The following is a 24,895-nucleotide window of genomic DNA, read 5'->3' as shown; positions in this document are numbered from 1 at the left end:
CCTGTCTCCTTTGACGGGGCAGAGGGCTGGTATTTAGGCGGGCGAAAAGAACTTGATCAGAGTCTCGGCCAGCTCGACCGGACGCTCCAGCGCCAGGCTGTGGCCGCAGTCAAACCCGACGTACTCGACGTTGCTGGAGAAGTGCTGCATCTGGTTACGAGCCTCCTCTGCGATGAAGTACTCCGCGCCGATCGTGAGGATGGGCATGGGTAGTCCTTTTTCCTGAACTGATTGCGTGAACTTGATGTTCTCCCACGTGGCCCGATAGACGGAGAAAATTGCTCGAAGACCGCCGGGCGCCGACGACGTCCTGGCCCACTCATCAACACAGTCATCCGTGATGGCTGCCGGATCGTAGGTTTCGTTCTTCATCCAGGTGGACCAGAATGCCGCCTCCTTCCCCGAAATCAACATCTCCGGGAAGTCGGGAACGTGGAAGAAGCTGACGTGCCACAGGAAACGGCCCAAAGCGCGGTTTTCTGGGCTCAGGTGGGACCAGTCTTCGAGGCCAAACCCGGGGAGGAGTGACTCTCCAAAGGACAGTTTCGTTACCCGCTCGGGATATCTCGCGGCAACTGCGAAGGCGAAGCAGGCCCCCCAGTCTTCGCCGACTACACCGAACTTATCGAAGCCCAGATGGTCGACAAGCTGGATGATGTCTTCGGATACTGTCTCCATGTCATAACCGCTTTGCGGTCGGAAGGAGTCGCCGAATCCCCGGATGTCCGGGGCGATGACGGTGAAGTGCTCACTAAGCATCGGGATGACGCGGTGCCAGTAGTACCAGCTCTTCGGCACGCCGTGCAGGAGGACAAGCGGTTCCCCCTGACCGGCCACCACATAGTGGATACGTGTTCCATTCAGGCTGACGCGCCCATGAGTGACAGGTGCACCAGCGAAGTCTTTGACCTCGAGCATTGGGAACCCTCTCCTTACTTCTCTGTAAACGGAAAATCCCAACAGTGGGGATGGCGAGCACTTCTGGGGCGCACGGTGCGCGGAGACCCAACGTAAACGCTCGTTCTCAAAAAGTGTAAACGGGCGTTCTCATTGAATGCAAACGTTCGGTAAAAAACGTCTTGTTTCGTGAGAGGATTGCGCTGTTGACAGGAACGCGAGGAGGGGTGAATGTCGCGACCCAGGACATTTGAAGAGACTGCGGCCTTGAGGGCTGCCCTGCAGACCTTCTGGCGATACGGTTACGAGGGGGCTTCCATGGAGCTGCTGGCGGAAGCCATGGGGATGAACAAGGCCAGCATCTATAGAGTTTTCGGCTCCAAACAGGAGCTGTTTGAGCGCGTGCGGGAGGTTTACCATCGCGAGTACCTCAGGTTCCGGATCGAGGCACTGGGACAAAGGACCCCGAAGATGATCGCTACCAGGCTGCTGCACGGCATGGTGAATCTCCATGCCGAACAGGAGACTCCCGCAGGCTGCTTGGAGACCAATGCGGCTCTGGCCATAGGCCCGGAGAAAGAAAGAATCCGCGCTCAGCTGGCCGAGAGCCGGGAGGCCCTCTGGGACTTGTTAACTGAAAGGTTCGAGGATACAAAGGATGACGGTGGCCTTCCGCCATCGATGTCTGCCAGTGACGCGGCGGCAATCGTGAGCACACTCGTCCAGGGACTCGCCGTTCAGGCCAAATCGGGACGATCCAAGGAGGAACTCACCGAACTGGTAAATGCTGTCCTACGAACTTGGCCGGACTGAAAGATAGGACAACAACCCCCTAGGACGACGGGAAGGCAACCAGGTTGTGTGCAGTCACATTGCCGCTTGGCCCTGCCAACCACAGGCCTTCCTTGCCGTGCCCTGCAGGGTCTAGTTGGCTACGTTCCAGAGGGGCATGATTGATCTAACAACTGATTCGAGCTCTGCTCTGGTACGACCGCTTTTGCCCTTTACGGCCATTCCTTGGATAACTGTGCGTACCAACGCAGCCGCAGTGCTCTGCAGGCATCCCGTTCGGGAGCGGCCTCTGGGAGCTGTCTCTTCGAAGCGTCTTGCCGGGTAGCCTTGGATCAGGTCCCGGTTTTCCACAAGCCCCCCTCACCGCTTCATTCTCGGGATGGCAAGCTAGTGCCCCGCTTGTCTGAAGACGGCGTGCGGGAGTTGTCGTTCGTGTGCCGCGTGGCTAATCCCAGCAGTAATAGTTCCTAGTTTGCCTACGTGTCTGAGCTTGCAGCGCCTTTTTCTGGGCTTCACTCGCTGGAGGTGAAGTTACGGGCAGGTTGTTCTGTTGTCATAACAAACTCTTGCAAATCACATTCCTTCGTTCTAAGCTGAACAACAGTTTCTATCGAAACTAATCAAGTCGCCCGGCGGCGACGCTCCCCGGCATCCCTCATGAATGGACCGCGGAACAGGCTCTTCTAGGGCCGCAATCAATCCACACCCCCTCCAGCGCGGGGCCGCGCCGGCTTTCCCACCGGCTCTAGACCCGATGCTAAGAGTTCCAATCACGGAGATGACATGGCACACCGGGATACTCAAATCGTCCTTGAAATCACAGCGACGGACAGGACATCTATGGAGCGTCAGCTTCACAAGGCCGAATCGATTGCCAGGCAGGAAGCTATGAAGGAACGAAAGTATGGGGTGCTGGTCACCCGCCACAGCCTTAACCGTTTCACCGTGGCCGTCAGCGAATCCGTACCATTCGGACTCACTCAGGAACTTTCTTCCTGGTGATGCTGAAGCGGGGCAATCTCTGACGGTGAGCCCCTGGCGCGACAACCACCGGGTTGACTGCTTGCCCCTTCCAGGCCCAGTCAGCACGCGGTACTGCAATTTTCGGGACGTGAAACAGATGCTGAATGGAGCTGCGAATATGGGGACCTTATCCGCAGGTAGAGCGGGGGGAAACCAGCTTCTGACGCACAAACGGAGGACGCAACATCGCTGCCCGTTCGGGTATACGTTGAGCGGACCCCCGGCCACCCTTCCCCAAGGAAGAGTGAAGGTCCCGTCGTTGAGTTCCGGGACGATTGGGAAAACCCTAGAGGGGAAGTGATCGAGGTCTTTAGAGACGGCAGGATGTTGCGGGTCGGTGAGGTGGAAGACGTGGTAAATCGATCCTCAATCGTATGGGTCCTCTCGGAAGGAGCTGAGCCCCGGCGGGTGTTTGATAAAGCTTCAGGCTTTGACGTCCGAGTCCGCTCCTCCCTTCCACGAAACCAGGCTAACGAACCAAACGTCTGGGCCGCTTGCAACATAATGCCCTCATGGCGAGGCTGATAACGGCCTTTGACAGAACTTCCTCCGGGCCCGGAAACGAATGGAGTGCGGCCGTGCCCACCACCGGCCCCCTGTCCCTATGAGAAGTGGCGTTGGCGACATCTGGCAAAAAACGGACTAACGGCGGGAGTGCCCAAACTACGTACTCGTCCACCGACCTACTGGCGGAATTGCTATGGAGGACCAACATGAAAAACATGACGCTGGGCTTAGTCGGAGCTGGGCGGATAGGCGCGATGCATGCCAAAAACGTAGACGCCATCAAGAAAGAGATGCTCCGTCAGGGCATTGATCTCCAACTGGTCCTCACAGATGTTGCAGCTGATCATGCCCGAGACGTAGCCGCCCGTCTCGGGGCCGGATTTCGGACCTCATTCACTGATATTCTTGAGTCCAGGGTCGATGGAATCATCATCGCTACGGGCAGCAGCACCCACCCGGACCTTTTGCTGGAAACTGTCAATGCCGGCATCCCCGCTTTTTGCGAAAAACCCCTGGCCACTACTGTCCCTGAATCGCTAGCGGTTCTCCACCATATCAAGGCGATGGACGGTACGGTTCAAGTTGGTCACCAGCGCAGGTTCGACGCGGGCTACCTTGAGGCCAAACGCGCCTTTCTTGCCGGAGAGTTGGGGTGGCTCCATGCTCTGCGAGCCGTCACATGCGACATGGCCCCTCCACCTTTGGAATTTCTGGCCACCTCCGGCGGGATTTTTCATGACTGCTCGGTCCACGACTTCGACATCCTGCGCTGGTTGACAGGACGCGAAATCGTCGAGGTGTATGCGCAAGGGTCCAACAATGGAGATTCCAGGATCGGCGAACTTGGCGACGTCGATTCGGGGCTTGCCATGGTGACCTTCGACAATGGGATGCTTGCCTCCGTCTCGGCCAGTCGCTACAACGGCGGGGGCCATGATGTTCGGCTCGAGATACAAGGTTCAAAGGGCTCCCTCATGGTCGGTCTTGACCAGAGGATTGCCCTTCGCTCGGCGGAGGTCTCCAGTACGTTCCCGGAGGGCATCCCGCATTTGACTTTTGCCGACCGCTTCAGGGCGGCTTACCGCTCCGAAATCATCGCCTTCATCGAATTGATTCTCGGCAGGCGCAAGAACCCATGCCCTCCAGAGGATGCCGTCGCAGCTTCGATAGTTGCAGAGGCAGCTCAGCAATCGCTGCAGTCGGGTCTTCCTGTGAGTGTGACCGCAACCAGCCTTACCCTATAGCAGGCCGCCGGATGGCAGGGGGCACTTAGGATCCCGCACCCAGCAAGCCTGCGGGGCCGAGATGTCTGGACTAGAGCAGCCTATTTGTCATGCGGCAAATCTCTAGATTGCATTACCGGCCCCCAGCTAGGCTGTGATTGGGCCGTTCGGGGTGGCGCAGTTGTCTTGCGGACGACAAGATGCGGAGTTCTTACAACGTGAGCGGCAGAAGTTGTTCCTTCAACCCGTTCCACGGCACGGTCAACGGCCGTTGCTGCCAGAACTGGAGCATCCTGGCTAATGGATGAAAGCTGGACAAAACTAAGCCGCGCAAGCTGGCTGTCGTCGTAGCCGAGTACCGAGACGTCGCGCGGGACACGCAAGCCACTCGCCCGTAGGCCCTCTATCAGACCGAGGGCGGCCCTGTCATTGAAGGCCACAACTGCCGTGGGAGGGTCGTCCTTCAAGGCTTCTGCCGCTCGAAGCCCATCTTCTTCCCCAGGTCCACCGGGGAGGATAATCGCCTGAAGGCCCCGGCGTTGCATCTCGATACGAAAGGCCTTTCGGCGCTGCCTGGCCGAGACTGCTGTCCCCCCGTCCACATGAACTATTCTCGCGTGCCCTAAGTCGGCGAAGTGCTCAACAGCTAATCGGATGCCGTGTAGATCATCACTGCTGACCGCATCTATGTGGCCCCCCACATCACTGCGCAAAAGGCTGACGACTGGCGCTTGGCCGGAATATCGCTCGAGATCCTCCTGGCTCAAGGTTGAGGAAATCATGATCAACGCTTCGCATCCGAGATCAAGTAACGACTCTGCGGCGCGTTTTTCGGGACGTCCGTTGGCGACGGCACTCAACGCAATGTCGTACCCTCGAGCGTCGGCTTGCGCATACGCAGCGTCGACGATTTCTGTGTGAAACGGCTGGGAACTTGAAAAGCTCACACCGATCAACCTTGTGCGGGTGCTGCGCAGCAACCGCGCGCGGCTGTCCGGCCTGTACCCCAGCTGACGGGAAGCTTCGAATACCTTTTGGCGGGTTGATTCGGCGGCGCCGGGAACGCCTCTCATAACGATGGAGACCAAGGCCCGTGAAACTCCTGCGGCCTCGGCTACATCCATCATCGTCGGCCGGCGCTGTGGCTCTCTCGTCTGCTCCTCCATCTTGCTGAGTATAGAACGATCTAGACATGACGAGGATCACATGCCACTCTTGATCCACTAGAACGATCTAGATTGAGCAGCAGGAGCATTTATGACCTATATCCACCAACGTGTGATGGATGCCAGCCCCATTCGTCTGGGACTTATCGGAGCTGGATGGATTGGAAGTTTCCATGCCGAATCCGTTGTCCACAGAATCCCTAATGCCCGATTAGAGGCAATCGCGGACCCCGATTTTCCCGTCGCAAATGCGTTGGCGGCCAGACTTGGCGTCAGTAAGGTCAGCGCGGATCCCGCTGACGTGGTCGATGACCCCGACATCGATGCCGTCATCATCTCGGCGCCGGCGCGCTTCCACGCCAACTTGATCTCCGCCTGCGCTCAAGCGGGAAAACACGTATTCTGCGAGAAGCCGGGGGCGCGCAATATGGAGGAACTGGACAAGGCATTGGAAGCCGTCCAGGCTGCAGGGGTTGGTATTCAGTTCGGGTTCAACCGACGCTATGCGAAGGATTTCGCGGCAGCCAAGAAACTCGTTGACGACGGCACCGTAGGAACACCACAGCTGCTCCGTTCCCTGACCCGGGACCCGGGATCCGCTTCAGGTCTAGCGAACGCCGGCCGCATAGCGCCTGGAACGATCTTCCTCGAGACCCTGATCCACGATTTTGACACGCTCAATTGGCTCAATCCTGGCGCTGTTCCCGTTCGTGTACATGCCGTGGCGGATGCTCTAGTGGCTCCTGAACTTAGGCCGAACGGCCTTCAGGACACCGCCGTGGTAACCATTACCTACAGCAACGGTGCCATTGCAGTGGCTGAAGCCAACTTCAACGCCCTGTATGGCTATGACGTCCGGGGTGAAGTATTTGGCTCTGCAGGCATGATCACCGTTGGAGGACCTCAACATTCCAGCGCCACCAGTTACACGTCCTCGGGTATCGGCGCTGCCACCGTTCGATTGAACACTGAGCTTTTTTTCGACGCCTATACGGCCGAACTGGCCGAGTTCGTAACCGGAGTGGAATCCGGCCGGGACGGACGCCAGCAGGCGGCCGGCGCCCCTCGAGGCATCGACGCTCGTAACGCACTCGCCGTAGCCTTGGCGGCCTTCCGATCCGCGGAGACTGGCCAACCGGTTGACGTTTCGGCGATTGCCAACCTTCGGGCATCCCAGCCAGAAGCATATGCAGCAGTGGAGCTTGCATGAGCTTCCGGCTAGCAGTCTGTGCCGAAATGCTGTACGGGGAACTGCCATTGATCGAACGGGTGAAGCTGATTCACGAACAGGGCTTCGAGGTAGAGCTGTGGGATACCCGCGGACTGGACACCCATGCCCTGGCCGCCACCGGTGCGCGCTTTTCCTCAATGAGCGGCTACTTCGGGGGAAGCCTCATCGACCCGGACAGCGCGGACCAAGTCCTTGCATCAGCAGAGAAGCTGATTCCGACCGCAGCAGAACTAGGTATCGAACGCATGGTCATTCATCCGGCCGAACTAGGGGAGGGCGGTCATGCGGTTCGACCGCTGCACCGTGCCACGGGGGAAATGTGGCTTACCGGCTTGCGCACCCTCGAACGATTGGCCATGCTGGGCGAGCAAAACGATGTGACATTCGCCCTGGAGAACCTGAACACGACCCTTGACCACCCCGGCATACCGCTGGCCCGCGCTAAGGACACCCTTACTCTGGTCTCCGCCGTGGATCATCCCAACATCAGGATGATGCTGGACCTGTACCACGCCCAGATCGGGGAAGGAAACCTCATCGAGACGGTTCGGGCAGCGCTGCCTTGGATCGGAGAAGTTCAAGTTGCGGATGTCCCGGGGCGATTTGAGCCAGGCACAGGCGAAATCAACTTCCAGGCCGTCGCGGCGGCGCTCAGGCTCAGCGGCTACTCAGGTGTCGTAGGGCTGGAAGCCTCCGCTTCCGGTGGCCAGAGCGTGCCGGCCGGCAATGAGGCCCTCACCGCGTTCCGCACCGCATTTAGCGACTAAGCCGACAGCAGGACCGCACCTGGACGACGGGGAATCCGGTCCGTCGCTCATAAGCTCCCCCACCAGATTGAAATTCTGATCTAACCCCTCAGCCAACACCAAGTGAACCTGCTGGCATATCACTTGGATTGAACTCAGAAAGAGACAAATGAAGACATCAGCCAATGTTGCCGTGATTGCCTTCGCCGCATCACTCGCCTTCCTAACTGGATGCGGCTCATCCCCCCAGACCGGTTCATCAGACAACGAACCACTGCAAGCCGTTGACGCAGCGACGCTCGTACCCAACGACATCGTCGGGCGGGGACCTGACGGAGTTAAATCCGGCAACATCAGCGATCTCAACCTGACAACCGAAGAGGTCGCCAAAGCCAAGTCCGAAAAGTACAAAGTTGGCATTGTCATGCAAACCATGAACGTGGAATGGTCCACCGAACAGGTCCGGGGTATTACCGACCGACTAAAGGAGTTCAATGCAGAAGTAGTAGGAGTCATCGACCCCGACTACAACGTTGAAAAACAAATTGCCGGCATTGAAAACATGATTCAAAAAAAGCCCGACGCAATCCTCAGCATTCCCGTTGATGACACGGCAACCGCGGAAGCCTACAAGAAGATTGGTGCAGCCGGCATCAAGCTGATTTTGATGGACAACATCCCAAAGGGTCTGAAGTACCCTACGGACTATCAGAGCATAGTCTCATCTGATAACCAGGGCAACGGCGCTGTAGCTGCGAAAGCTCTTGCCGAATATATTCCCACCGGCGGATCGGTCGGCGTATTAGACTTCGGCGTCGACTTCTTCGTCACTAAAGAACGGAAAAACGGCTTTACGAACTGGATGAAGGAAAACCGTCCCGACATAGTTGTGAAAGTCACAGAATTTCTGGATCCAGCCAAGGCCGGTGACACTGCATCAAACTTCCTGACTGCAAATCCCGATGTGAAAGGCATGTACACGGAATGGGAGGTTCCGGCGATGGGTATTGAGAGCGCCTTGCGTAATCAGGGTAAGAACCTTCCTATCACGTCCGTAAATATCGCCTCTGACGTAGCCATCGATCTTGCCAACGGCGGAATGATCAAGGGTTTCGGCGCGCAGGTCCCCTACGACCAGGGGATGGCAGAAGCCAGCGCAGCAATCAACGCACTTCTCGGCAAATCCGTACCGCAATGGATTGCATTCAAATCCGTCCCGGTAATTCGCAACAACGTCCTAGACGCATGGAAGCAGGTATACCACCAGGATCCGCCGGCCGATCTCGTGAAGACCTGCAATGACAACGCCGCCTGCAGGAAATAACTCGTCGAAACACGAAAGGCGTCACTGATGTCTGTTTCCACAAAGGCTCAATCAGCCCCAACACGTGAGGGTTCCAACGAAATGGCTGTACCGCTACTCCGCATGGTTGGCATCGAGAAAGAGTACGGTCCGGTAAAGGCGCTGAACGGAGTCGACTTCGAGTTGTTCACCGGGGAAGTGCACGGAATACTTGGACAAAATGGTGCGGGTAAGTCGACCTTAATCAAAGTGCTGGCCGGCGCGGAAGAAAAAACCCGTGGCAGGCAACAGCTAAACGGAAAGGATGTGAATATACGCTCGACGGCAGAAGCCCAAAAAGCGGGCATATCCGTCGTATATCAGGATCTCAGCCTGATTCCATCCATGTCTGTCGCTGCGAACCTTTATCTCGGGCGTGAACCAAAAACCAATTGGGGGCTAATCGACCATAAAAAGCTGAAGAAAGATGCCCGGAATCTTCTTGAGGAGCACGGCTTCGACCTGGACCCCTCAACCGTAGTAGCTTCACTGCCGTTCGCTTACAGACAGATGACCGAGATTGCCAAGGCCCTTCTTGAAAAGGCGCAAATTCTGGTCCTCGATGAACCTACGTCTGCACTTACAGCGGACGAGGAGAAAATCTTGTTCGAGGCAGTTCGCAATGTAGTCAAACGGGGTGTGGGAGTAATTTACGTAACCCACCGCCTATCCGAGATTTTCAGGTTGACGGACAGGGTAACCGTGTTCAGGGATGGCAAAAATGTTCTAACTGTTAATACGTCAGAAACGGATATGTCGCAGCTCGTGAATGCCATCGTTGGCCGAAAACTTGCCGACGCGTATGCAAACAATGAAAGCAGCGCAATGAACCGATCTTTCATTCGTGCAGAGGAAAAGGATCGAATTACTCTGCGTGGGGTATCTAACAGACGTCTTCACGATCTGAATCTTTCCGTTGCATCTGGCGAGGTCTACGGACTGGCCGGGAACATCGGGAGCGGTCGGACGGAGATTCTTGAAACGCTTTTCGGGTTACTGCCCATAAAGGGCGGATCACTCGAGCTAGACGGGATATCGACCGTCCTGAGAAATCCCTCCGACGCGATCCGCCACGGAATAGCCCTGGCCTCGGAGGACCGCCACGAGTCGGGGCTGGTTCTGGAGCATTCCATAGAACGCAACATTGCCATGCCTCAACTTGGCGGGCTCTCGCGACAGGGGATCTACAACCGAGCGAAGTCAAGTGCCCGCTCCCTTGAAGCCATTGAACGCCTCGGTATTAAGGCACGCGATGCAGCAACTCAGGTTAAAACCCTCTCTGGTGGAAACCAACAGAAAGTCGTGTTTGGCAAATGGCTAGAACCAAGGCCGCGAGTCTTGCTGTTGGACGAACCATCGGTGGGTGTGGATGTCGGTGCCAGAAGTGAAATCTACGAGATCATCCATAAAACAGCTGAAGCTGGAAGCTCGGTCATTATTGCGTCGTCCGATTTAGCTGAACTACTTCAGCTTTGCGACACGATTGCCATCGTAACGGATGGAACAATCACCTCGGTAATCCCACGGACATCTATTTCCAGCGAACAGCACCTCCACCAATTGATCCAGGAGTTTCAACCATGAGTGTTTCGGCCGCGGTTCGGGCTGTGAAATCAGCCAAAGTTCCCACCCTCATAGAACGTATTCAAAGAAGTGTCCGCAGCGGTGAGCAGCCGGTGTTTTTGTACGTGGCCTTCTTGGTTCTCGTGCTCGGCTTCTCTGTGGCTTCGCCGGTCTTCTTTTCTGCAGACAACTTCGCGAACATCGCTCGGCAAACGGCGTTAGTGTCCATCATCGCCGTGGGAATGTCGCTAGTCATCGTCACTGCCGAGATCGACCTGTCAGTGGCATCCAACCTTGCACTTTCAGGCGTTGTAGCAGCTATCGCTATGAGGGAGTTCGCATCCAGTTGGACGGTAGGGGCTCTTGCGGCGATAGCTTGCGGCATCCTGATCGGACTCATCAATGGGCTCCTGGTCGCCAAGCTCGGGATTCCGTCCTTCCTCGTGACACTCGGAATGCTGGGTGTGGCTCGAGGCATCGCCATGATGATAACTAACACCGCACCCGTCCTGGTTTCGAACAGGGATTTTTGGACCATTTTTGGTGATGGATCACTTATCGGTATTTCAACTCCGATCCTATGGACTGCTTTCGTCATTTTGAGCGGAGTATTGATTCTTCATTTCAGCACCTTCGGCCGGAAAGTCATAGCAACTGGCGGTAACGCTCTCGCGGCAAAATACTCTGGAATAAAGGTCGGCCGTATCAAGATATCGGTATTTGCAATTACAGGAGCGCTTGCAGGACTGGCCGGACTTATTCTGACAGCCCGTGGACACGCAGCCCGGCCCGACGTCGCTTCTGGCCTGGAACTGGACGTCATAGCTGCCGTGATCCTGGGGGGCGTTAGCTTGTTCGGCGGTCGAGGGACGATCTTCGGAGTAGTCCTGGGCAGCTTGATCATCGGTATCTTGAACAATGGACTTGTCCTCATGGGAGTTAGCCCAGCAGTCCAGTTGACCGTCAAGGGAATCATCATCATCGCGGCTGTTGCCTTCAACAACAAGAAGAAGTAGCCCACGGCTCGACGAGGTCCGAGCCGGCCCTGACGTCGGCTGTTTGCGACAATCCTACGGGTAGCACCATGACGGGTACAGGCAACGGGCCCTTCAGGTGCTACCCGTACGGTCTCGGAGGCCCAGCGCGACATCACAACCGAAATCAGACTGCAGAGAGAGTCTGCTGGTAGGGCACCGCAGTATTTCGCCGAGCGTTGAACTCCTCCCGCGATGTCCTCAATGCCAGTAGGCATTATGTGGCCGTTTGAGCCAGCGGCGCGACGGCAGGCGGGACCTCGTTTCGCAGTACTACATGGGTTGATCCGGATACAGCTGCCAACCACATTCTTCCGGAGCGTCCGATGTTGATTCGCGAATTGGTCGCCCCCTCCAAGGCAATAGTCCGCCGATGGTTACGACTCAGAAAATTCATATCCCTGCACACGTAGAGAGGTACACAAATGGACGCAACACTTGATACTTTTGGTGGTCTGACGTCAGTGACGACACCGGCCACGGGACGATTCGGTGTCGGGTTTGAGCAAGAGCGATGGTGGCTGTTCACCCCAGAAGGAAACGCCTTCTTCTCCCTGGGTCTCAACCATGCCGAGGAAGCGGATCTTAAGCATCCCTATAACATCCAACTCTGGAATACGCGCTACGGCTCACGCGAGCGTTGGCGGGGCGCCGTTCTGGACGATCTGCGCACATTCGGGTTCAACACCTTGGGATGGACGCAGCAGTGGGTTGCCGGTGACTATGAAATCGACGCTGACTGGCTTAACCCGATCGACCTCAAGCACAGCGCAGGGTGGACTCCGAGCGAGTTGCGCAGCGCCGGAATGCCATACGTTCAAACGCTGAGGTTTGCCGAATTCGAAAACTGGAACGGTAACCCTCATTACCCTGACGTCTTCTCCCGCGACTTTGAAGACTACGCTGCCCACTTGGCGAGAACGGTGGTCGCTAATCACGCAGACGACCCCAACCTGATTGGCTACTTTTTTGTCGACATCCCGGCCTGGATGCACCATGCAAGCAACCGCTACTTCACGCGGAATGGCCGCCACGTAAGTGAGGGCGAACTGGCTGAAATAGCAGCTCGATACTACGAGGTGACAACATCCGCGGTCAGGGCTTTCGACGACACGCACCTCATTCTTGGGGACAGATACAACGGAAATAAGGGCATTCCCGACGTGGTCTTGACAGCCGCAGCCCCATTCCTGGACGTATTGTCAATCCAGTACTTCCCGGGAGCGGACCCGACAGCACACAAAAAAATGCGGGACGACCTGCACCGGTGGCATGACCTGACCGGAAAACCAATCATCAACGCAGACGCCGGTAACAGCTGTGGAACAGTCCTGCACGCGCCACGTTGGGACTCGCTCGCTAACCAGTCAGCACGCGCGCTTAATTACGAGGAGTCGTTGAACGCTCTGCTAGACGACCCGTGGCTGGTCGGATGGCACTGGTGTGGTTACGTGGAAAACCCCGTCAGGGGCTGGGGAATTAAGAGCCCTTTCGACGAGCCGTATGCCGATTTTGCACGCGTTGTGTCAGATGTAAACATGTCCATCTATGACAGGCTCAAACACAAGCAGGTTTGAAGCTCGGGCTTAAGGGGGAGTCGCCGTGTGAATCTGAACCTGTTCCGCGGGGCGCTAGTGGAGGGGAAGTTTGTAGGAAGCGCCGGAGGCGTGGTGGGTTTCGGGCCAGCGGGAAGTGACGACCTTGCCGCGGGTGTAGAAGGAAACACCTTCGGGGCCGTAGATGTGCTTGTCGCCGAAGAGTGACGCCTTCCAACCGCCAAATGAGTAATAGGCGACCGGAACCGGCAGGGGCACGTTGATACCGATCATGCCGACATCCACGGAGCGCTGGAATTTGCGGGCTGCGGCGCCGGAAGAGGTGAAGATGGCGGTGCCGTTGCCGTAGGGGTTGGCGTTAATGAGCTTGATGCCCTCTTCCAGGGTCTCGACACGGACCACAACGAGGACGGGTCCGAAGATCTCCTCTGTGTAGGCAGCCATTTCGGCCTTCACGTGGTCGATGATGGTGGGGCCGACCCAGAAGCCGTCTTCATGGCCGGGAACCACCAGGTCCCGGCCGTCAACTACTAGCGTGGCTCCAGCAGCCTCTGCTTCAGTAACCGTCTTAAGGATGAAATCCTTGGAGGCCGGGGTGATGACGGGGCCCATTGCGGCGTCGGGGGCGGTGCCGTTGGTGACCTTCACGGCCAGTGCCCGCTCTTCGACCTTCTTGACCAGCAGGTCCGCGGCGTCGCCAACGGCGGCGGCGGCGTTGTCCAGGTCGGCGTCGGGCAGGATGATGGCTGGTTCTTCGCCCCGCCCAGCGCCTGGACGCGCTTGCCGTGCTTGGTGGCGGTTTCGTGGACGTACTGTGCGATCGGGGTGGAGCCGACGAAGGAGATGCCGTCCACGTCCCGGTGGGTCAGCAGCCCGTCCACGGTTTCCTTGTCGCGTGCAGGACCTGGAACACACCGTCCGGCAGGCCGGCTTCCGTTCCACAGCTTGGCCAGCAGCAGCGACGCGGAGGGATCCCGCTCGGAGGGCTTGAGGATGAAGTCGTTGCCGGTGGCGATCGCCATCGGGGCCATCCAGAGCGGCACCATCACGGGGAAGTTGAACGGCGTGATGCCTGCAACGACGCCGAGCGGCCAGCGCAAGTAGTCGCCCTTGAGCAGGGTGGGGATGCCGCACGGGTGTTCGATGACTTCCGGGCTCTTCTTGTACGCTCCCCAGCGGCGACAGTGGCGGTAAGGGGGTACTCTCGTGACCCGGGAGTTGTTGCATGACGCTTCAAGATGGCAGGTTTGCGCTCCGTGAGTACTTGATTCGCGAAGCGCCCAACCTGCAGTCCAAGCTTGCGACGAGAATCACAACTAGAGAAGCAGTTGAACTCTCGCAAGACAAAGAAGGCGCGAGATGGTCTTATTGGCAGATAAGAGTCGGCCACGGGGGCCTTTTCACCAGTAGGTTACTGTAGGTTCTCGTTCCAGAAGCTCACTACCCGTTCGAACATTTGCTCCGGACATTCCTCTGGCAGGTGGTGTCCAATGCCGGGGAAAACATGTCCCGCGAGCCTTGGGGCCACGCTCTTCATGGTCTGATACAGGTTATCTGCGTCGGCCAGTTCGCCGCCGAGCGCTAGAGTCGGGGCGTCGATCATACATCCGCTTCTGAGGGCGCTGGCTGATCTCCCCTCTGGGCTGAATACATGTCGGTAATAGGCAAGACCTGCCCGAACCGCCCCGGGCTTGGAAAACACCCGCAGGTATTCCTCAAATGCCGTTGGCTCGATGGTCCAGGTGCGGGCCAGCTTAGCAGGACCGAAAAACCAGGACAGCCATGTTCGTTCCTTCCCCTCGATCATTGCCTCCGGAAGGCCCTCAACCCTGTTGAAGTAAAAATGCCACTGCCTGTGGACCATGACCATGTCTGGGTAGCCTGCCGGGGGGTTGGGAGAAACACCTGGGATGAAGGCATCAGAAAGAACTAGGCGACGTACGTCCTCTGGATACGCGACTGCGAGAGCATGCGCTATCCAACTTCCGGTGTCATGGCTGACGATGTCAACGCCACTGCCTTGATCCAAACCGAGGCGGGCGATCAGAACATGCAGATCACGGGCTAGCGTTTCTAGGTCGAAACCTTCTGGAGGCGCATCACTATCACCAAGTCCTCGGGTATCTACCGCGTAAACCTTCCGGCCGGCTGTCACGAACATCGGTATCATGAAGCGCCATGAGTACCAACTCTGGGGCCATCCGTGGATCAGAAGTACGGGTTCTCCCTCGCCTGCCACGGTGTAATGAAGCCGCACTCCTTCTGCTACCGGGACCAGACCGTGCTCTACGTCCACGGGTATGGTCGCCGAAGGGCTGCCGGCAGGCGCCTTATAAGGAATGGAAAGCGGACCGAATACTTCGTAATTTGGTTTGGATGGGGAAAGCATTACTACACCTCCGAGACGATTAAGATTTGGACCGAAGCGAGTGCTGTCGGCAAGCGAGGATTCGCCTTCAACAGCATCCTCTGAAGATCTGTGTCGAACGTTTTTTCTGTAGTAACGCCAAATTTTTGGCACCTGCAACGTTCTAGGGTCGAGAGTAGCCTGTAACGTTCTAGGGGACAAGGGAAAGTGACGATCCTTCTTCATGTCGGGCATCCTCGGCAGCGTCACAGAGTAACCATTGCCCCGTCCAGGCTTGCAGGGGAGGTAGACCACGATCCTTCGAAAGGCGGAAGCGATGACGCGCCGACCGACCATAGCCGACGTTGCCGCTGAGGCAGGAGTTTCGACATCCTTAGTTTCGCTCGTAATGCGTGATTTGCCGGGGGCGAGCCCGTCCAACCGACAGCGAGTAGTGGAAGTGGCGGCGCGGCTTGGTTACAGGCCCGATTCCCGCGCCCAGCGACTTCGGAAAAGGCAGGCAGGAACAATCGGGGTTGTTGTCAACTTTGAGCATCCATTCCACGCGGACATGATCGACGCTCTTTACGCTGAGATCGGCACACACTATGAATTGGCTATTAGTGCTGTGACACGCGGCCGAATGATAGACGCGGCAGTTGCTAGCCTTATTCAGGAGCGGTGTGACGCCCTCTTATTTCTGGGGGTGCAAGCTAGCGATGGGCAGCTCAAAGCTTTTGACCAGGAGCTTCCGTCCATAATGCTTCATAGACGGCTTCCTGCAGGAACAATCGACACCGTGCGTGTCGATGATGTTCTAGGAGGTCGACTTGCGACAGAACACCTATTGGATCGCGGCCACCGGCGCGTGGCTTACGTGGACGGCGCGGGTCAGGCGGGGTCACAGGACAGACTCCACGGGTACACGAAAACCATGAGATCGAGGGGACTGTCGAACCTTGCGGTCGTCCTGCCGGGTGGTGAGAGTGAGGATGATGGCGCCCGGGCTATGGAATCGATACTGCAGCTAGCACCAAAGGAGCGGCCGACAGCTGTTTTTGCATACAACGATCGATGCGCTCTCGGCCTGCTATACACCGCGGTCCGGGCAGGCGTCCGAGTTCCCGATGCGCTTTCGGTTGTTGGCTATGACGACAGCCGCATCTCCCGCTTGAGAGCGGTAGGGCTGACCAGTGTTCAACAGGACACGAAAGGCGTTGCCCGCATTGCCGTGGCCAGGGCGGTTGCCAGGATGCAGGATACTGACCTTGGTGTGACTGATCACGTCCTTCAGCCCACTTTAATAGTGAGAACGTCAACAGCGACGCCTTCAGTGAGACCCGCTGAGTAGGACTGGCCTGTAGCGACAGCTACTCCTCTGTGAAGCGCGGCTAGTTCTGCTGTTACTGGATGCCGCTCAACGTCGTGGGTTAAAAGTTCGGAGTGAGCTTTAGCGGGCGCCATTCGGAAGACCGAAGGGGCCGAGCCGCAACTCCGGGTGGTGAGAATACCCCTCGGCCCTGAGTCGTCGAAGATGCGGGGGTGAGTTACATGGCAGCCGCTGAAGCGCCAAAAAACCGTTCAGAAGTTCCTACCCTCTCATTTGTTGGTACCGCCAGGAGCGGCTATTTCTCTGGGACCGCCAATTCTCCAGTCACATACTGCGCTCTCCCAAACCCGAAAGACCAGTCGTCGGCACTGTTCTCCACGTAACCGATAAACACATCCTCACCGGCTACTCCAACAGCGGAAAGCTTTGCCGCCACCGCAGCGAACAGTTGCTGCTTCGCCTCCCGAGACCGGCCGCCCTGGGTGAAGATCTGAATCATCACTACCGCCGTCGTGCGCTCGAACCCCAGCCCTGCGTCCTGCGCGAAAATCTGACCCTGCGGGTGTTCCGTCAGGATATGGAAGTAGTCCCGCGCCGGAATGTCGAACTCTTCGAGTATGGCGTCGTGTATTCCCCGGCTGAGACCCTGGAGCTCCTCTTGGGTGCGTCCTTCGTTCACGTCGATTCGTACCAGCGGCATACGCCCTCCTTGTTAGTTTGTCCAGACATACTAACAAGGATGGTCCTTTGCGGCAACGTTTTCGTCACTGGAGCGCCCGCCGTGTGGCCGGGAACGTGCTTTTGGATGGCGAACGTCACCTCCCTTATAACAAATGCCGGACCCGGCTCTGTGCGGTAGAAACGGGGCCGTTCGGTGGCGGAGCCCCGTCTCGTTTTGGAACTACTTCGTCGGGATAGGCCCTAGCGGCGCCGCCGCGACCAAGCCGGATCAACGCCGCAGGCGCCAAGGTGAGGCAGGGGCGCCGAGCACGCCACCCCTGCCGTGGCCGACTATCTGTTCAGTGAGAACCTTGGATGCCACGAGGATTCAAAAGTGCTGGCCCCGGGCGCATGCCCGTGACTCTTTAGGCGAGACCGCCGTTGGCATAGATGGTTTGCCCATTAATCCACCTTCCAGGGCCGGCAAGGAACGCCACTGCTTCAGCGATGTCATCCGGCCGCCCGAGACGCTCCAACGGAGCTGCCTTTGAAAGCTGATCAATCTGCTGGTCAGCTTTTCCCCGAAGGAACAGAGGGGTTGCAGTGGGGCCTGGGGCCAAGGTATTGACCGTGATGTCCCTGCCTCGCAGCTCGCGCGCGAGCGTGAGCGTTATGCCTTCGACCGCAGCCTTGCTGGCGACATACGCTCCGTAACCTGGGAATTGCGCACGGGTCACTGTTGTAGAGAAGTTGATAATTGCCCCGCCAGCACGGACACGTCGGGCTGCCTGCTGGGATACGACGAAAGTCCCACGGATGTTGGTTCGATGCATGCGGTCGAGCTCATCAAGATCCAAATCGGCGATTGTTCCCAGAATCATGATTCCGGCCGTGTTCACGACGACGTCAATACCGCCGAAGGTGTCCTCAGCTAATTGGAACGCATCGCTCATCGCGTCCATGTCAGCCACATCGCCGCTAACTTTAATGGCGCTGCCCCCTCCTGCAGCTATGGAATCGACCAGATGTTCGGCGGCTTCCTTGTTACCCGCGTAGTGGATAACCACAGAGAACCCATCTTCGATGAGCCGCTCAACGACGGATCGTCCTATCCCTCCGGAACCTCCCAGGACAAGTGCGACTCGGTCTGTAGGTGTGTTCATGTTTTCTCCTAGGAATGTGTCGTTGTGCTACCTGCGGTCTCAGCCATACGTGTGCGTCTGACTAATTGGTACGGGTTTTAGTGGGCACTAAAGGCGGTGAAGTCGTCGAAAACCGTGAACGGTAGTCGCTCGGTGAGAGGTGGAGTCGGTTCATGAAGCTTCGCCGCAGGGACTCTGTGCTGCCGAAACCGGACGCGCGCGCGGCGGCTGATACGCTACATCCCGCTTCGAGGAGCGCCTTCGCATGCTCCAATCGAATGCGCTCTACAAATCTCGCGGGTGACGTGTCCAGCTCTGCTGCGAAGAGTCGCGAGACCTGGCGGGCACTTAGTCCTACCAGTAAACCCATAGAGTCGACGCTGTGATTCAGGGCAGGATAGGCGGACACGCTCTCGACGATGTCCCGCAGCGGCCTGCTCCCGACTGGCTTGATTTGAAGGGGTGCTGAAAACTGGGTTTGACCACCTGGCCGTTGCATGAACAACACGAGGTTCCTGGCCACCTCCCGGGCGACGGGGGCTCCATGGTCTTGCTCGACAAGTGCCAGTGCAAGATCAATACCCGCTGAAACTCCGGCTGAAGTGAATACCCCCTTGTCTTCGACAAACAACGCGTCGGGTTCAACATGGATGTCCGGGTGGGAGCGCGAAAAGACTGAGACATGCCGCCAGTGAGTGGTTGCGTTGCGACCGGAGAGGACGCCAGCAGAAGCGAGAACAAATGCCCCAGTGCAGATGGATACCAAACGCCGGGCGATAGGGTGAAGCTCTTGAACTGCTGCTACCAAAGCGGCAGGTATGGGCTTGACGACGAGGTCATCGCTTCCGGGAACAATAATGGTATCGATGTCTGTTCTCAGCCTGAGTGCGCCGTCCACTTCGAGCCTGGTTCCGATTGAGGTCAGGACGGGCTTTCCGCATATGGAAACGAAGCGCAGAGAATAGTTGCCGCCGAATTTGTTGGCCTCGGCGAAAACTTCCGCAGGTCCGGAGATGTCCAGCAATTTCACGCCGTCAAACACCAGGAAGACGACACTTTTTGAACGCGTCATGATGACCTTCCCTTGCGCTTGACTTCATGGATTGCCGGAGTCTGAGACCTTCCAGGTTCGGAATCCCGCTGCAGACGGAAGAGTAAGCCAAAGTTCCCGAATCTCTCGATTGGTTGAGTCCTCCGAAACGCCGGACTCCTGCATGCGTGTGAGCCCAGGCTGCAGGACCGGCCAGACATCATTCGTTCCAGTCGTTGTCCATGATGATTCTGACGAAGTTTTCCCGTTTGAAGGATGGATCGAAGTGACTGAGTACGTCATCATTCATCGTGCCGAAGGTCGTCTCCGGGCGGTCTTTCATACCTTCGTGGAAAGCTTCCAAGATGCGCTGTTTAAATTGCTTCCGCGGGTGCTGACGAACGACCTCACGGCGGTTTTCCTCGCTGATATGGTCAAGACGGAGGCCCAGGACGTCGGTCTCCACTCCCAGCGTTACCACTGCCACTTCGGGCGCCAGAGACAAGGGTATTTCTGGGGTTGTGTGAAGCGCTATCCCCAGCCAAACAGCGCGCGCCTCCTCTTCCGACCGTCCCTGTTCGCGCAGAAAATCGTATGCCGCTTCTGCACCATCAACCTCGAAGCGCCGGTCACGGGTGCGGTACTTTTGCGTCAGACCTAGATCATGAAACATGGCGCCCACGTAGGCCAGCTCCGGGTCGGGCTCTAGGCTCGAGGCTTTTGCTTGAAGCATTCCCCACACGTACACCCTGCGGGAATGGTGGAATAGGGTGTCATCTGCCGCCGACCGTACAAGGGCTGTCGCTTCACGAATCAGATCTGTATCAGGGACCGATATTCCGGCGATTGTTTCGATCATCACTTGTTCTTTCCGTGTTCAGGGCCGGAATGCATTTCCCGCATGCATCCAGACTCTCGCATAAAGGACCGCCCTGACACTGGCAGAACGGACGTCCATCCCACAGATCAGGACTCTCCATGGAGCGCTGCACACGCCGTCATGATGACGGCGCCGTCGGATGGAATCTCCTCATATCAGGAGACCCCCGAGCGGCATGTTCTGGTGCTGAGATGGCTCAGGCACTGTTGCTCGCTCCAGTGCCTTCCAAACGGGGAACTGACCATTTGGCGGCTGCCCGACTGGTCGCGCCCGCGTCAGACGCCGAAAGGCAGCCGGGGATCGATGTTCTGGCTGTCCCAGGTCTGGCGGACCCAGCCGTGGTGGGGGTCATCGCTGATCAGCCATTCGCGCACGGGTCCGGGGCCGGCCATGACGTTCAGGTAGTAAAGGTCGTATCCCGGGGCGGCCATTGCCGGGCCGTGCCAGCCGTAGGGGACCAGGACGACGTCGCCCGTGCGGACCTCGGCGGAGACGTCGATGGGCCGCTCGTCCGAGGCGTAGACGCGCTGGTAGCCCATGGCGTCGGCATCGGCAGGTGCCGGGCCGCCGGCTGCTACTTGGGTTTCGAAGTAGTAGATCTCTTCGAGGGAGGTTTCGCCGTCCTTCTCCTCGTCATGCTTGTGGGGAGGGTAGGAGGACCAGTTGCCGGCCGGCGTGAGGACCTCGCACACGATGAAGCGGTCGGCCTCCAGGGCTGCGGGTGTACCGAAGTTGTGGACCTGGCGCGAGCAGTTGCCAGCCCCGCGAAGCTCCACCGGGGTTTCAGCGGCGGGCACCAGCCTGGTGGGATACGACGCCTTGGCAGGGGCGGTTGCCACGGCAACACGGCCGCCGTCGGCAGAACTGACTGTCACGGCCCGCCCGGTGCCCGAGTACAGCACGTCGGTGGGCCCGGAGAACACGGACGAGCGGCCGTCCAGGGGGTAGTCCGTGCCGTCCACGGTCACGGTGAAGGACCCGCTGAGGGGCACCACGATCCGTTCCTCCTCTGCGGCGGGAAGTTCGACGGCGGCGCCCGCCGGCAGGGTGGCCACCTTCAGTCCGGTGTGTGCCCAGCCGTCCACGGTCAGGGAGGAATCGGAGGTTCCGATCGAAACGTCCCATACGTCGTCGGCGGCGGTGCCCAGGGGGTAGACCCAGTTGGTCATGGAGTTGGCTCCTTGGATTATCGCTGTACGAGTGTCATTTCAAAGCTGTAGGAATCGGCGCGGTACACATGGTGGCCCGTTTCGACCCGGCGGCCGGTATCGTCCACGGCGGTGCGTTCCATGGTGACCAGGGCCGACCCCGCCGGAGTGTCCAGCATGGACGCCTGGTATTCGTTGGCGTTCATGGCGCCGATTCGCTGCGTGGCGAGCCGGAAGTTCACGCCGCCGCGGCGCAGGATCGAGTAGAGGCCTTCCGCGCCCAGCATCGCCTCGTCCATCTCGGCGATATCGTCCCGCACCCAGTTCTCCATGAGGGCCAGGGGCTTTACGCCCACCCGCCGCAGCCTGGTGAAGTGGTACACCTTCGAGCCGGCGGGAAGCTGCAGCGTGCTAAGCGTCGCGTCGTCCGCCTCCACGTGCGAGAAGCTCAGCACCTCGGTGGTGGGCTTCTTGCCATTGTTGGTGAGGTCGTCGTAGAGGCTGGAGAGCTCCAGCGGGCGGCGCACCTGGCTGGAGACCACCTGGGTACCCACACCGCGCTTGCGCACCAGCAGGCCGGAGCGGACCAGTTCGTCCATGGCCTTCCGCATGGTCGGCCGGGAGAGGTTGAGCTGGGCGGCGAGGTCGATCTCGTTGTCCAGCCGGCTCCCGGGTTCCAGCACCCCGCTGTAGATGGCCGCTTCGATGCCCTGGACCACCTGGTGGTACAGGGGCACGGGGGAGGAGCGGTCGATGCTGAGTCCCAGGTTGTTCGCCACGGTGCGTTCCCTCGTCTTCGGTCTCTGCGCGTCCGTCCGGACCGGACAGCCGCGCCTACAACGGCAATAATAATGTCCGGTTGACCTAACATAGCACTCGAAGCGCCAGCGGTTCGGGCCAGAGCAACGGCGTTTCCGTTCCCGCAGGGTTTACACGGAGCTCCTGGGCTGGGGGGGTCAGCTTCAAAGACGAGACTGCGGCATTGCTGGTCACTCATGACGGAAACGAGCTGTATCTACGCAGTATGGGAAAAAACGCCACTCATTCCTTAGGTAGCCTCGGTATCCAATACCTCATGTGGACCGCCAAGAGCGAAGACGACTTGAAGCGGTGCGAAGCAATTTTACGGAAGCACTCAGCAAGGATGATTAAGCGTGTGGAGGAGGAGTGCATCATTATCGAAGGCAGTGATCCAGATGATGTACCGGTTTTTGTGACCTTTCCAGGGCCACCGCAGATCTCACATCACCAAATCTTTGCGCGACTTTACCGGTGGTGAAGACAATGCAGAGCACGGGATCGCCCAAGGCTTGGTAGCCGAATCGCTTGGCGGATTGGGGGGAGGCCGATATTCAAGTGCTCTTGGTGCGGGCATGGACAACCTCGTCCCATCTCCTTTTCAAACGCCGATAATGTCCGTAGCGCCAGCTGAAGTATGAGTTGTGCGCCTAACGACAACCTGGGTTTTTGACGTTATCAGGCGTTTGAGGGCACCCCGGTTGACAACTCCGAGGGGGTGGTCGAGGTGGGCCATGCGGACAAAATTGACTCGACCACCGCGGAAAGCTCTTCGCGCGACCTCCCCGATTTCGCTTGTACAGCCAGTCCCTGGATGAGGGTGCTAACTACAGCCGCCGCACTCTCGGGCGACATCCCCGGCGGCAGTGGCTGATCCGTTGATAGGTCCTGAAATCTTTGTGTCAGCATTCCACGCAATGCATCTCGACTCTGTGCCAAATCGGCGCGGATCATTTCGTTGTCAGGACCGGCCGCGAGGGCGGCGTTAGTCTCGAGGCAGCCTGCGGGCGTTTCGCCGTCAGCGTGAAGTTGGACCATCCCATGTAGAAGGTCCTCCACTATTGCCCGCGGTGAATCCTGCTGGAGCGCCTCGACGCGAAAGCCAAGGTAGTCCTTATGGTAGAGCTGGCGAACGCGCTGAAATAGGTCCTGCTTTGAGCCGAAAACCCTATAGATGCTTGCTTTGTTCATAGCCATAGCTTCGGATAGCATCTCGATTGATGTGCCCTCGTAGCCGTAGCGCCAGAAGGTGCGCAGGGCAGCCTGGAGAGCGATGGATTCATCGAAACTCCTAGGTCGCGACATTTCTACCCTCCCTGCATCGTCGTTTCCATTCTCTCACGCCCCGGTTCAATTCGAGAACGGCCGTTGACAAACCCTTATGTTACTCGGTAGTCAAGCAGGCGCGGTCAGCTGAGGTGGACTAGCTGTACTAGTCAGTAGGGAGGTTGCACCTGCTCATCGGTGGTTCCCGTCCGAGGCTGCCGTAGGGCCGGTGGTTGTTGTAGAAGTTTATCCATGGCTGCAGTGCATCGGTCCGGGTTTGATTCGAGGTGAAAGGCTGGCGGTAGGCCCAGCCTTCCTGGAGGGTGCGGTTGAAGCGTTCTGCTTTGCCGGGGTGGCGGGGTTTGATCAGGATGTGTTTGGCCCCGAACACGGCCAGTGCGTCTTGGAAGTCCCGGGAGAGCCGGTAGGCCAAAGCATTGTCAGTCATGACTCGGTTCACGGCTGCGCCCTCGGCTGCCATGGCCGCTACGGCCCGGGTGAGGAACCCGGCGCAGATCGGGCATTTCTCGTCGGGCAGGGACTGGAACGTGAGCTTCATTGGATCGGCAGGCTTGGGATTTCAACCCGCTCCTGCCACTGCGTCTATGGAGGAAGTCTGAGGCTCTAGCTACTTTGTCCACAGCCCCGGCGACGCGTGGTCTCCCGGACGGGCACGCTCGGTGAAGTGGCAGCCAAAGATTGCCCTCGCCGCTGCTGAATATGGACAACGGCCTGTAGGCGGCGGCTGATGGGAGTCAATGGGTACCAGTGGCCGTCTTCGAAATCCTCGTTCTACTCCCCGTTCGCGAACAGGGGCCTCCTACCGGGCGTGCAGACAAAGAAACCGGGCTGTTCCACTGGGGCGAATGGGACAATGAGCCATTCATTTCCGTAGCGCTCCACGTAGGAGTCCAACGGGCAATGGGAAATCGCTTCTTCGCGGGTCATCACGGACCTCCAGGGTGTGTGGGTCGAACCTTTGAGAACAACCGTTCTTATTCAATTGTAAACGGTCGTTCTCATATGGTCCAGACCTTCATTGCAAATGCTCGTTCCAAAGTGTTCTAGGTTTGAGACAAGTCTGGCGCCCAGGACGGGAGGCCATCGGGGCATGGCAAGGCCGCTTCCCTTACTCCGCGGCCTCCACCCGACTTTCGGTCGATCACACCTGTCTTGCACGGAAAGCCTGTCCTGAAGCCGCCCGTCGTGCTTAG

At 58.2% G+C, this 24,895-nt stretch carries 23 protein-coding genes; 10 read left to right on the top strand and 13 right to left on the bottom strand.

What is annotated here, in order from left to right; genetic code table 11:
• Positions 1 to 33 precede the first annotated feature (33 nt).
• On the bottom strand, positions 34 to 918 hold the full coding sequence (locus tag QF050_RS03285; protein ID WP_308929142.1) for an alpha/beta hydrolase: 885 nt from the start codon (positions 916 to 918) through the stop codon (positions 34 to 36).
• Between the two features lie 210 nt (positions 919 to 1,128).
• Between QF050_RS03285 and QF050_RS03280 the strand changes: the two genes are divergently transcribed.
• The 3 genes from QF050_RS03280 to QF050_RS03270 all read left to right on the top strand — a co-directional run bounded on the left by QF050_RS03280 (position 1,129) and on the right by QF050_RS03270 (position 4,463).
• The gene (locus tag QF050_RS03280; RefSeq protein ID WP_308929141.1) at positions 1,129 to 1,710 is read left to right on the top strand and encodes a TetR/AcrR family transcriptional regulator; all 582 of its coding nucleotides are present in this window, start codon (positions 1,129 to 1,131) and stop codon (positions 1,708 to 1,710) included.
• Positions 1,711 to 2,472: 762 nt separating this feature from the next.
• Positions 2,473 to 2,691 carry a hypothetical protein gene (locus tag QF050_RS03275; RefSeq protein ID WP_308929140.1) on the top strand — a complete coding sequence of 73 codons (219 nt, stop codon included), beginning with the start codon at positions 2,473 to 2,475 and terminating at the stop codon, positions 2,689 to 2,691.
• A 734-nt stretch (positions 2,692 to 3,425) separates the two neighbouring features.
• Positions 3,426 to 4,463 (top strand): Gfo/Idh/MocA family oxidoreductase, encoded by a 1,038-nt coding sequence (locus QF050_RS03270; protein ID WP_308929139.1) that lies wholly within the window; start codon positions 3,426 to 3,428, stop codon positions 4,461 to 4,463.
• Positions 4,464 to 4,543: 80 nt separating this feature from the next.
• Here QF050_RS03270 and QF050_RS03265 read toward each other — a convergent pair whose 3' ends face one another.
• Positions 4,544 to 5,608 carry a LacI family DNA-binding transcriptional regulator gene (locus tag QF050_RS03265; protein WP_308929138.1) on the bottom strand — a complete coding sequence of 355 codons (1,065 nt, stop codon included), beginning with the start codon at positions 5,606 to 5,608 and terminating at the stop codon, positions 4,544 to 4,546.
• Positions 5,609 to 5,699: 91 nt separating this feature from the next.
• On the opposite strand from QF050_RS03265, the gene QF050_RS03260 reads away from it, so the two are divergent.
• The 6 genes from QF050_RS03260 to QF050_RS03235 all read left to right on the top strand — a co-directional run bounded on the left by QF050_RS03260 (position 5,700) and on the right by QF050_RS03235 (position 13,101).
• On the top strand, positions 5,700 to 6,818 hold the full coding sequence (locus QF050_RS03260) for a Gfo/Idh/MocA family oxidoreductase (protein WP_308929137.1): 1,119 nt from the start codon (positions 5,700 to 5,702) through the stop codon (positions 6,816 to 6,818).
• The gene (locus QF050_RS03255; RefSeq protein WP_308929136.1) at positions 6,815 to 7,606 is read left to right on the top strand and encodes a TIM barrel protein; all 792 of its coding nucleotides are present in this window, start codon (positions 6,815 to 6,817) and stop codon (positions 7,604 to 7,606) included. The genes QF050_RS03260 and QF050_RS03255 overlap by 4 nt, the downstream gene beginning before the upstream one ends.
• Before the next feature lie 148 nt (positions 7,607 to 7,754).
• Entirely contained in the window at positions 7,755 to 8,909 is a 1,155-nt protein-coding gene (locus QF050_RS03250) for a substrate-binding domain-containing protein (protein WP_308929135.1), read from the top strand.
• Positions 8,910 to 8,936: 27 nt separating this feature from the next.
• The gene (locus QF050_RS03245; RefSeq protein ID WP_308929134.1) at positions 8,937 to 10,511 is read left to right on the top strand and encodes a sugar ABC transporter ATP-binding protein; all 1,575 of its coding nucleotides are present in this window, start codon (positions 8,937 to 8,939) and stop codon (positions 10,509 to 10,511) included.
• Positions 10,508 to 11,506 (top strand): ABC transporter permease, encoded by a 999-nt coding sequence (locus tag QF050_RS03240; protein WP_308929133.1) that lies wholly within the window; start codon positions 10,508 to 10,510, stop codon positions 11,504 to 11,506. The genes QF050_RS03245 and QF050_RS03240 overlap by 4 nt, the downstream gene beginning before the upstream one ends.
• Before the next feature lie 443 nt (positions 11,507 to 11,949).
• Positions 11,950 to 13,101, top strand: a complete 1,152-nt coding sequence (locus tag QF050_RS03235; protein ID WP_308929132.1) for an agarase — start codon at positions 11,950 to 11,952, stop codon at positions 13,099 to 13,101.
• A 54-nt stretch (positions 13,102 to 13,155) separates the two neighbouring features.
• Here QF050_RS03235 and QF050_RS03230 read toward each other — a convergent pair whose 3' ends face one another.
• From QF050_RS03230 to QF050_RS03220, 3 genes are all read right to left on the bottom strand, one after another.
• Positions 13,156 to 13,728: an aldehyde dehydrogenase family protein gene (locus QF050_RS03230; RefSeq protein ID WP_308929131.1), complete on the bottom strand. Its 573-nt coding sequence runs from the start codon at positions 13,726 to 13,728 to the stop codon at positions 13,156 to 13,158.
• The gene (locus QF050_RS03225; RefSeq protein WP_308929130.1) at positions 13,725 to 14,180 is read right to left on the bottom strand and encodes an aldehyde dehydrogenase family protein; all 456 of its coding nucleotides are present in this window, start codon (positions 14,178 to 14,180) and stop codon (positions 13,725 to 13,727) included. The genes QF050_RS03230 and QF050_RS03225 overlap by 4 nt, the downstream gene beginning before the upstream one ends.
• Before the next feature lie 311 nt (positions 14,181 to 14,491).
• Positions 14,492 to 15,469, bottom strand: a complete 978-nt coding sequence (locus QF050_RS03220) for an alpha/beta hydrolase (RefSeq protein ID WP_308929129.1) — start codon at positions 15,467 to 15,469, stop codon at positions 14,492 to 14,494.
• Positions 15,470 to 15,764: 295 nt separating this feature from the next.
• Here QF050_RS03220 and QF050_RS03215 point away from each other — a divergent pair, with 295 nt between their 5' ends.
• Positions 15,765 to 16,778: a LacI family DNA-binding transcriptional regulator gene (locus tag QF050_RS03215; RefSeq protein ID WP_308929128.1), complete on the top strand. Its 1,014-nt coding sequence runs from the start codon at positions 15,765 to 15,767 to the stop codon at positions 16,776 to 16,778.
• 274 nt (positions 16,779 to 17,052) lie between these two features.
• Here the strand turns inward: QF050_RS03215 and QF050_RS03210 are convergent, their stop codons facing one another.
• The 8 genes from QF050_RS03210 to QF050_RS03180 form a co-directional block, all read right to left on the bottom strand.
• Positions 17,053 to 17,457 carry a tautomerase family protein gene (locus QF050_RS03210; protein WP_308929127.1) on the bottom strand — a complete coding sequence of 135 codons (405 nt, stop codon included), beginning with the start codon at positions 17,455 to 17,457 and terminating at the stop codon, positions 17,053 to 17,055.
• A 385-nt stretch (positions 17,458 to 17,842) separates the two neighbouring features.
• Entirely contained in the window at positions 17,843 to 18,580 is a 738-nt protein-coding gene (locus tag QF050_RS03205; RefSeq protein ID WP_308929126.1) for an SDR family oxidoreductase, read from the bottom strand.
• 61 nt (positions 18,581 to 18,641) lie between these two features.
• Entirely contained in the window at positions 18,642 to 19,631 is a 990-nt protein-coding gene (locus QF050_RS03200) for a GlxA family transcriptional regulator (RefSeq protein ID WP_308929125.1), read from the bottom strand.
• 178 nt (positions 19,632 to 19,809) lie between these two features.
• Complete coding sequence (locus tag QF050_RS03195; RefSeq protein WP_308929124.1) at positions 19,810 to 20,448, bottom strand: HD domain-containing protein; 639 nt, start codon at positions 20,446 to 20,448, stop codon at positions 19,810 to 19,812.
• Positions 20,449 to 20,744: 296 nt separating this feature from the next.
• Positions 20,745 to 21,638, bottom strand: coding sequence for a 5-deoxy-glucuronate isomerase (gene iolB / locus QF050_RS03190; protein WP_308929123.1), 894 nt, complete (start codon positions 21,636 to 21,638; stop codon positions 20,745 to 20,747).
• A gap of 17 nt (positions 21,639 to 21,655) precedes the next feature.
• Complete coding sequence (locus QF050_RS03185; RefSeq protein WP_308929122.1) at positions 21,656 to 22,396, bottom strand: GntR family transcriptional regulator; 741 nt, start codon at positions 22,394 to 22,396, stop codon at positions 21,656 to 21,658.
• A 697-nt stretch (positions 22,397 to 23,093) separates the two neighbouring features.
• Positions 23,094 to 23,720 (bottom strand): TetR/AcrR family transcriptional regulator, encoded by a 627-nt coding sequence (locus tag QF050_RS20305; RefSeq protein ID WP_374121493.1) that lies wholly within the window; start codon positions 23,718 to 23,720, stop codon positions 23,094 to 23,096.
• Between the two features lie 127 nt (positions 23,721 to 23,847).
• On the bottom strand, positions 23,848 to 24,240 hold the full coding sequence (locus QF050_RS03180) for an integrase core domain-containing protein (RefSeq protein WP_308929121.1): 393 nt from the start codon (positions 24,238 to 24,240) through the stop codon (positions 23,848 to 23,850).
• Positions 24,241 to 24,895: the final 655 nt, after the last annotated feature.

This window comes from Arthrobacter sp. SLBN-112 (assembly GCF_030944625.1).
Taxonomy (GTDB): Bacteria; Actinomycetota; Actinomycetes; order Actinomycetales; family Micrococcaceae; genus Arthrobacter.
This window is presented reverse-complemented; position numbering and strand designations above follow the sequence as displayed.

Coding starts and splice junctions, on each gene's coding strand:
- QF050_RS03285 (WP_308929142.1), bottom strand. CDS start 918: ATGCTCGAGGTCAAAGACTTCGCTGGTGCACCTGTCACTCATGGGCGC.
- QF050_RS03280 (WP_308929141.1), top strand. CDS start 1,129: ATGTCGCGACCCAGGACATTTGAAGAGACTGCGGCCTTGAGGGCTGCC.
- QF050_RS03275 (WP_308929140.1), top strand. CDS start 2,473: ATGGCACACCGGGATACTCAAATCGTCCTTGAAATCACAGCGACGGAC.
- QF050_RS03270 (WP_308929139.1), top strand. CDS start 3,426: ATGAAAAACATGACGCTGGGCTTAGTCGGAGCTGGGCGGATAGGCGCG.
- QF050_RS03265 (WP_308929138.1), bottom strand. CDS start 5,608: ATGGAGGAGCAGACGAGAGAGCCACAGCGCCGGCCGACGATGATGGAT.
- QF050_RS03260 (WP_308929137.1), top strand. CDS start 5,700: ATGACCTATATCCACCAACGTGTGATGGATGCCAGCCCCATTCGTCTG.
- QF050_RS03255 (WP_308929136.1), top strand. CDS start 6,815: ATGAGCTTCCGGCTAGCAGTCTGTGCCGAAATGCTGTACGGGGAACTG.
- QF050_RS03250 (WP_308929135.1), top strand. CDS start 7,755: ATGAAGACATCAGCCAATGTTGCCGTGATTGCCTTCGCCGCATCACTC.
- QF050_RS03245 (WP_308929134.1), top strand. CDS start 8,937: ATGTCTGTTTCCACAAAGGCTCAATCAGCCCCAACACGTGAGGGTTCC.
- QF050_RS03240 (WP_308929133.1), top strand. CDS start 10,508: ATGAGTGTTTCGGCCGCGGTTCGGGCTGTGAAATCAGCCAAAGTTCCC.
- QF050_RS03235 (WP_308929132.1), top strand. CDS start 11,950: ATGGACGCAACACTTGATACTTTTGGTGGTCTGACGTCAGTGACGACA.
- QF050_RS03220 (WP_308929129.1), bottom strand. CDS start 15,469: ATGCTTTCCCCATCCAAACCAAATTACGAAGTATTCGGTCCGCTTTCC.
- QF050_RS03215 (WP_308929128.1), top strand. CDS start 15,765: ATGACGCGCCGACCGACCATAGCCGACGTTGCCGCTGAGGCAGGAGTT.
- QF050_RS03210 (WP_308929127.1), bottom strand. CDS start 17,457: ATGCCGCTGGTACGAATCGACGTGAACGAAGGACGCACCCAAGAGGAG.
- QF050_RS03205 (WP_308929126.1), bottom strand. CDS start 18,580: ATGAACACACCTACAGACCGAGTCGCACTTGTCCTGGGAGGTTCCGGA.
- QF050_RS03200 (WP_308929125.1), bottom strand. CDS start 19,631: ATGACGCGTTCAAAAAGTGTCGTCTTCCTGGTGTTTGACGGCGTGAAA.
- QF050_RS03195 (WP_308929124.1), bottom strand. CDS start 20,448: ATGATCGAAACAATCGCCGGAATATCGGTCCCTGATACAGATCTGATT.
- iolB (WP_308929123.1), bottom strand. CDS start 21,638: ATGACCAACTGGGTCTACCCCCTGGGCACCGCCGCCGACGACGTATGG.
- QF050_RS20305 (WP_374121493.1), bottom strand. CDS start 23,720: ATGTCGCGACCTAGGAGTTTCGATGAATCCATCGCTCTCCAGGCTGCC.
- QF050_RS03180 (WP_308929121.1), bottom strand. CDS start 24,240: ATGAAGCTCACGTTCCAGTCCCTGCCCGACGAGAAATGCCCGATCTGC.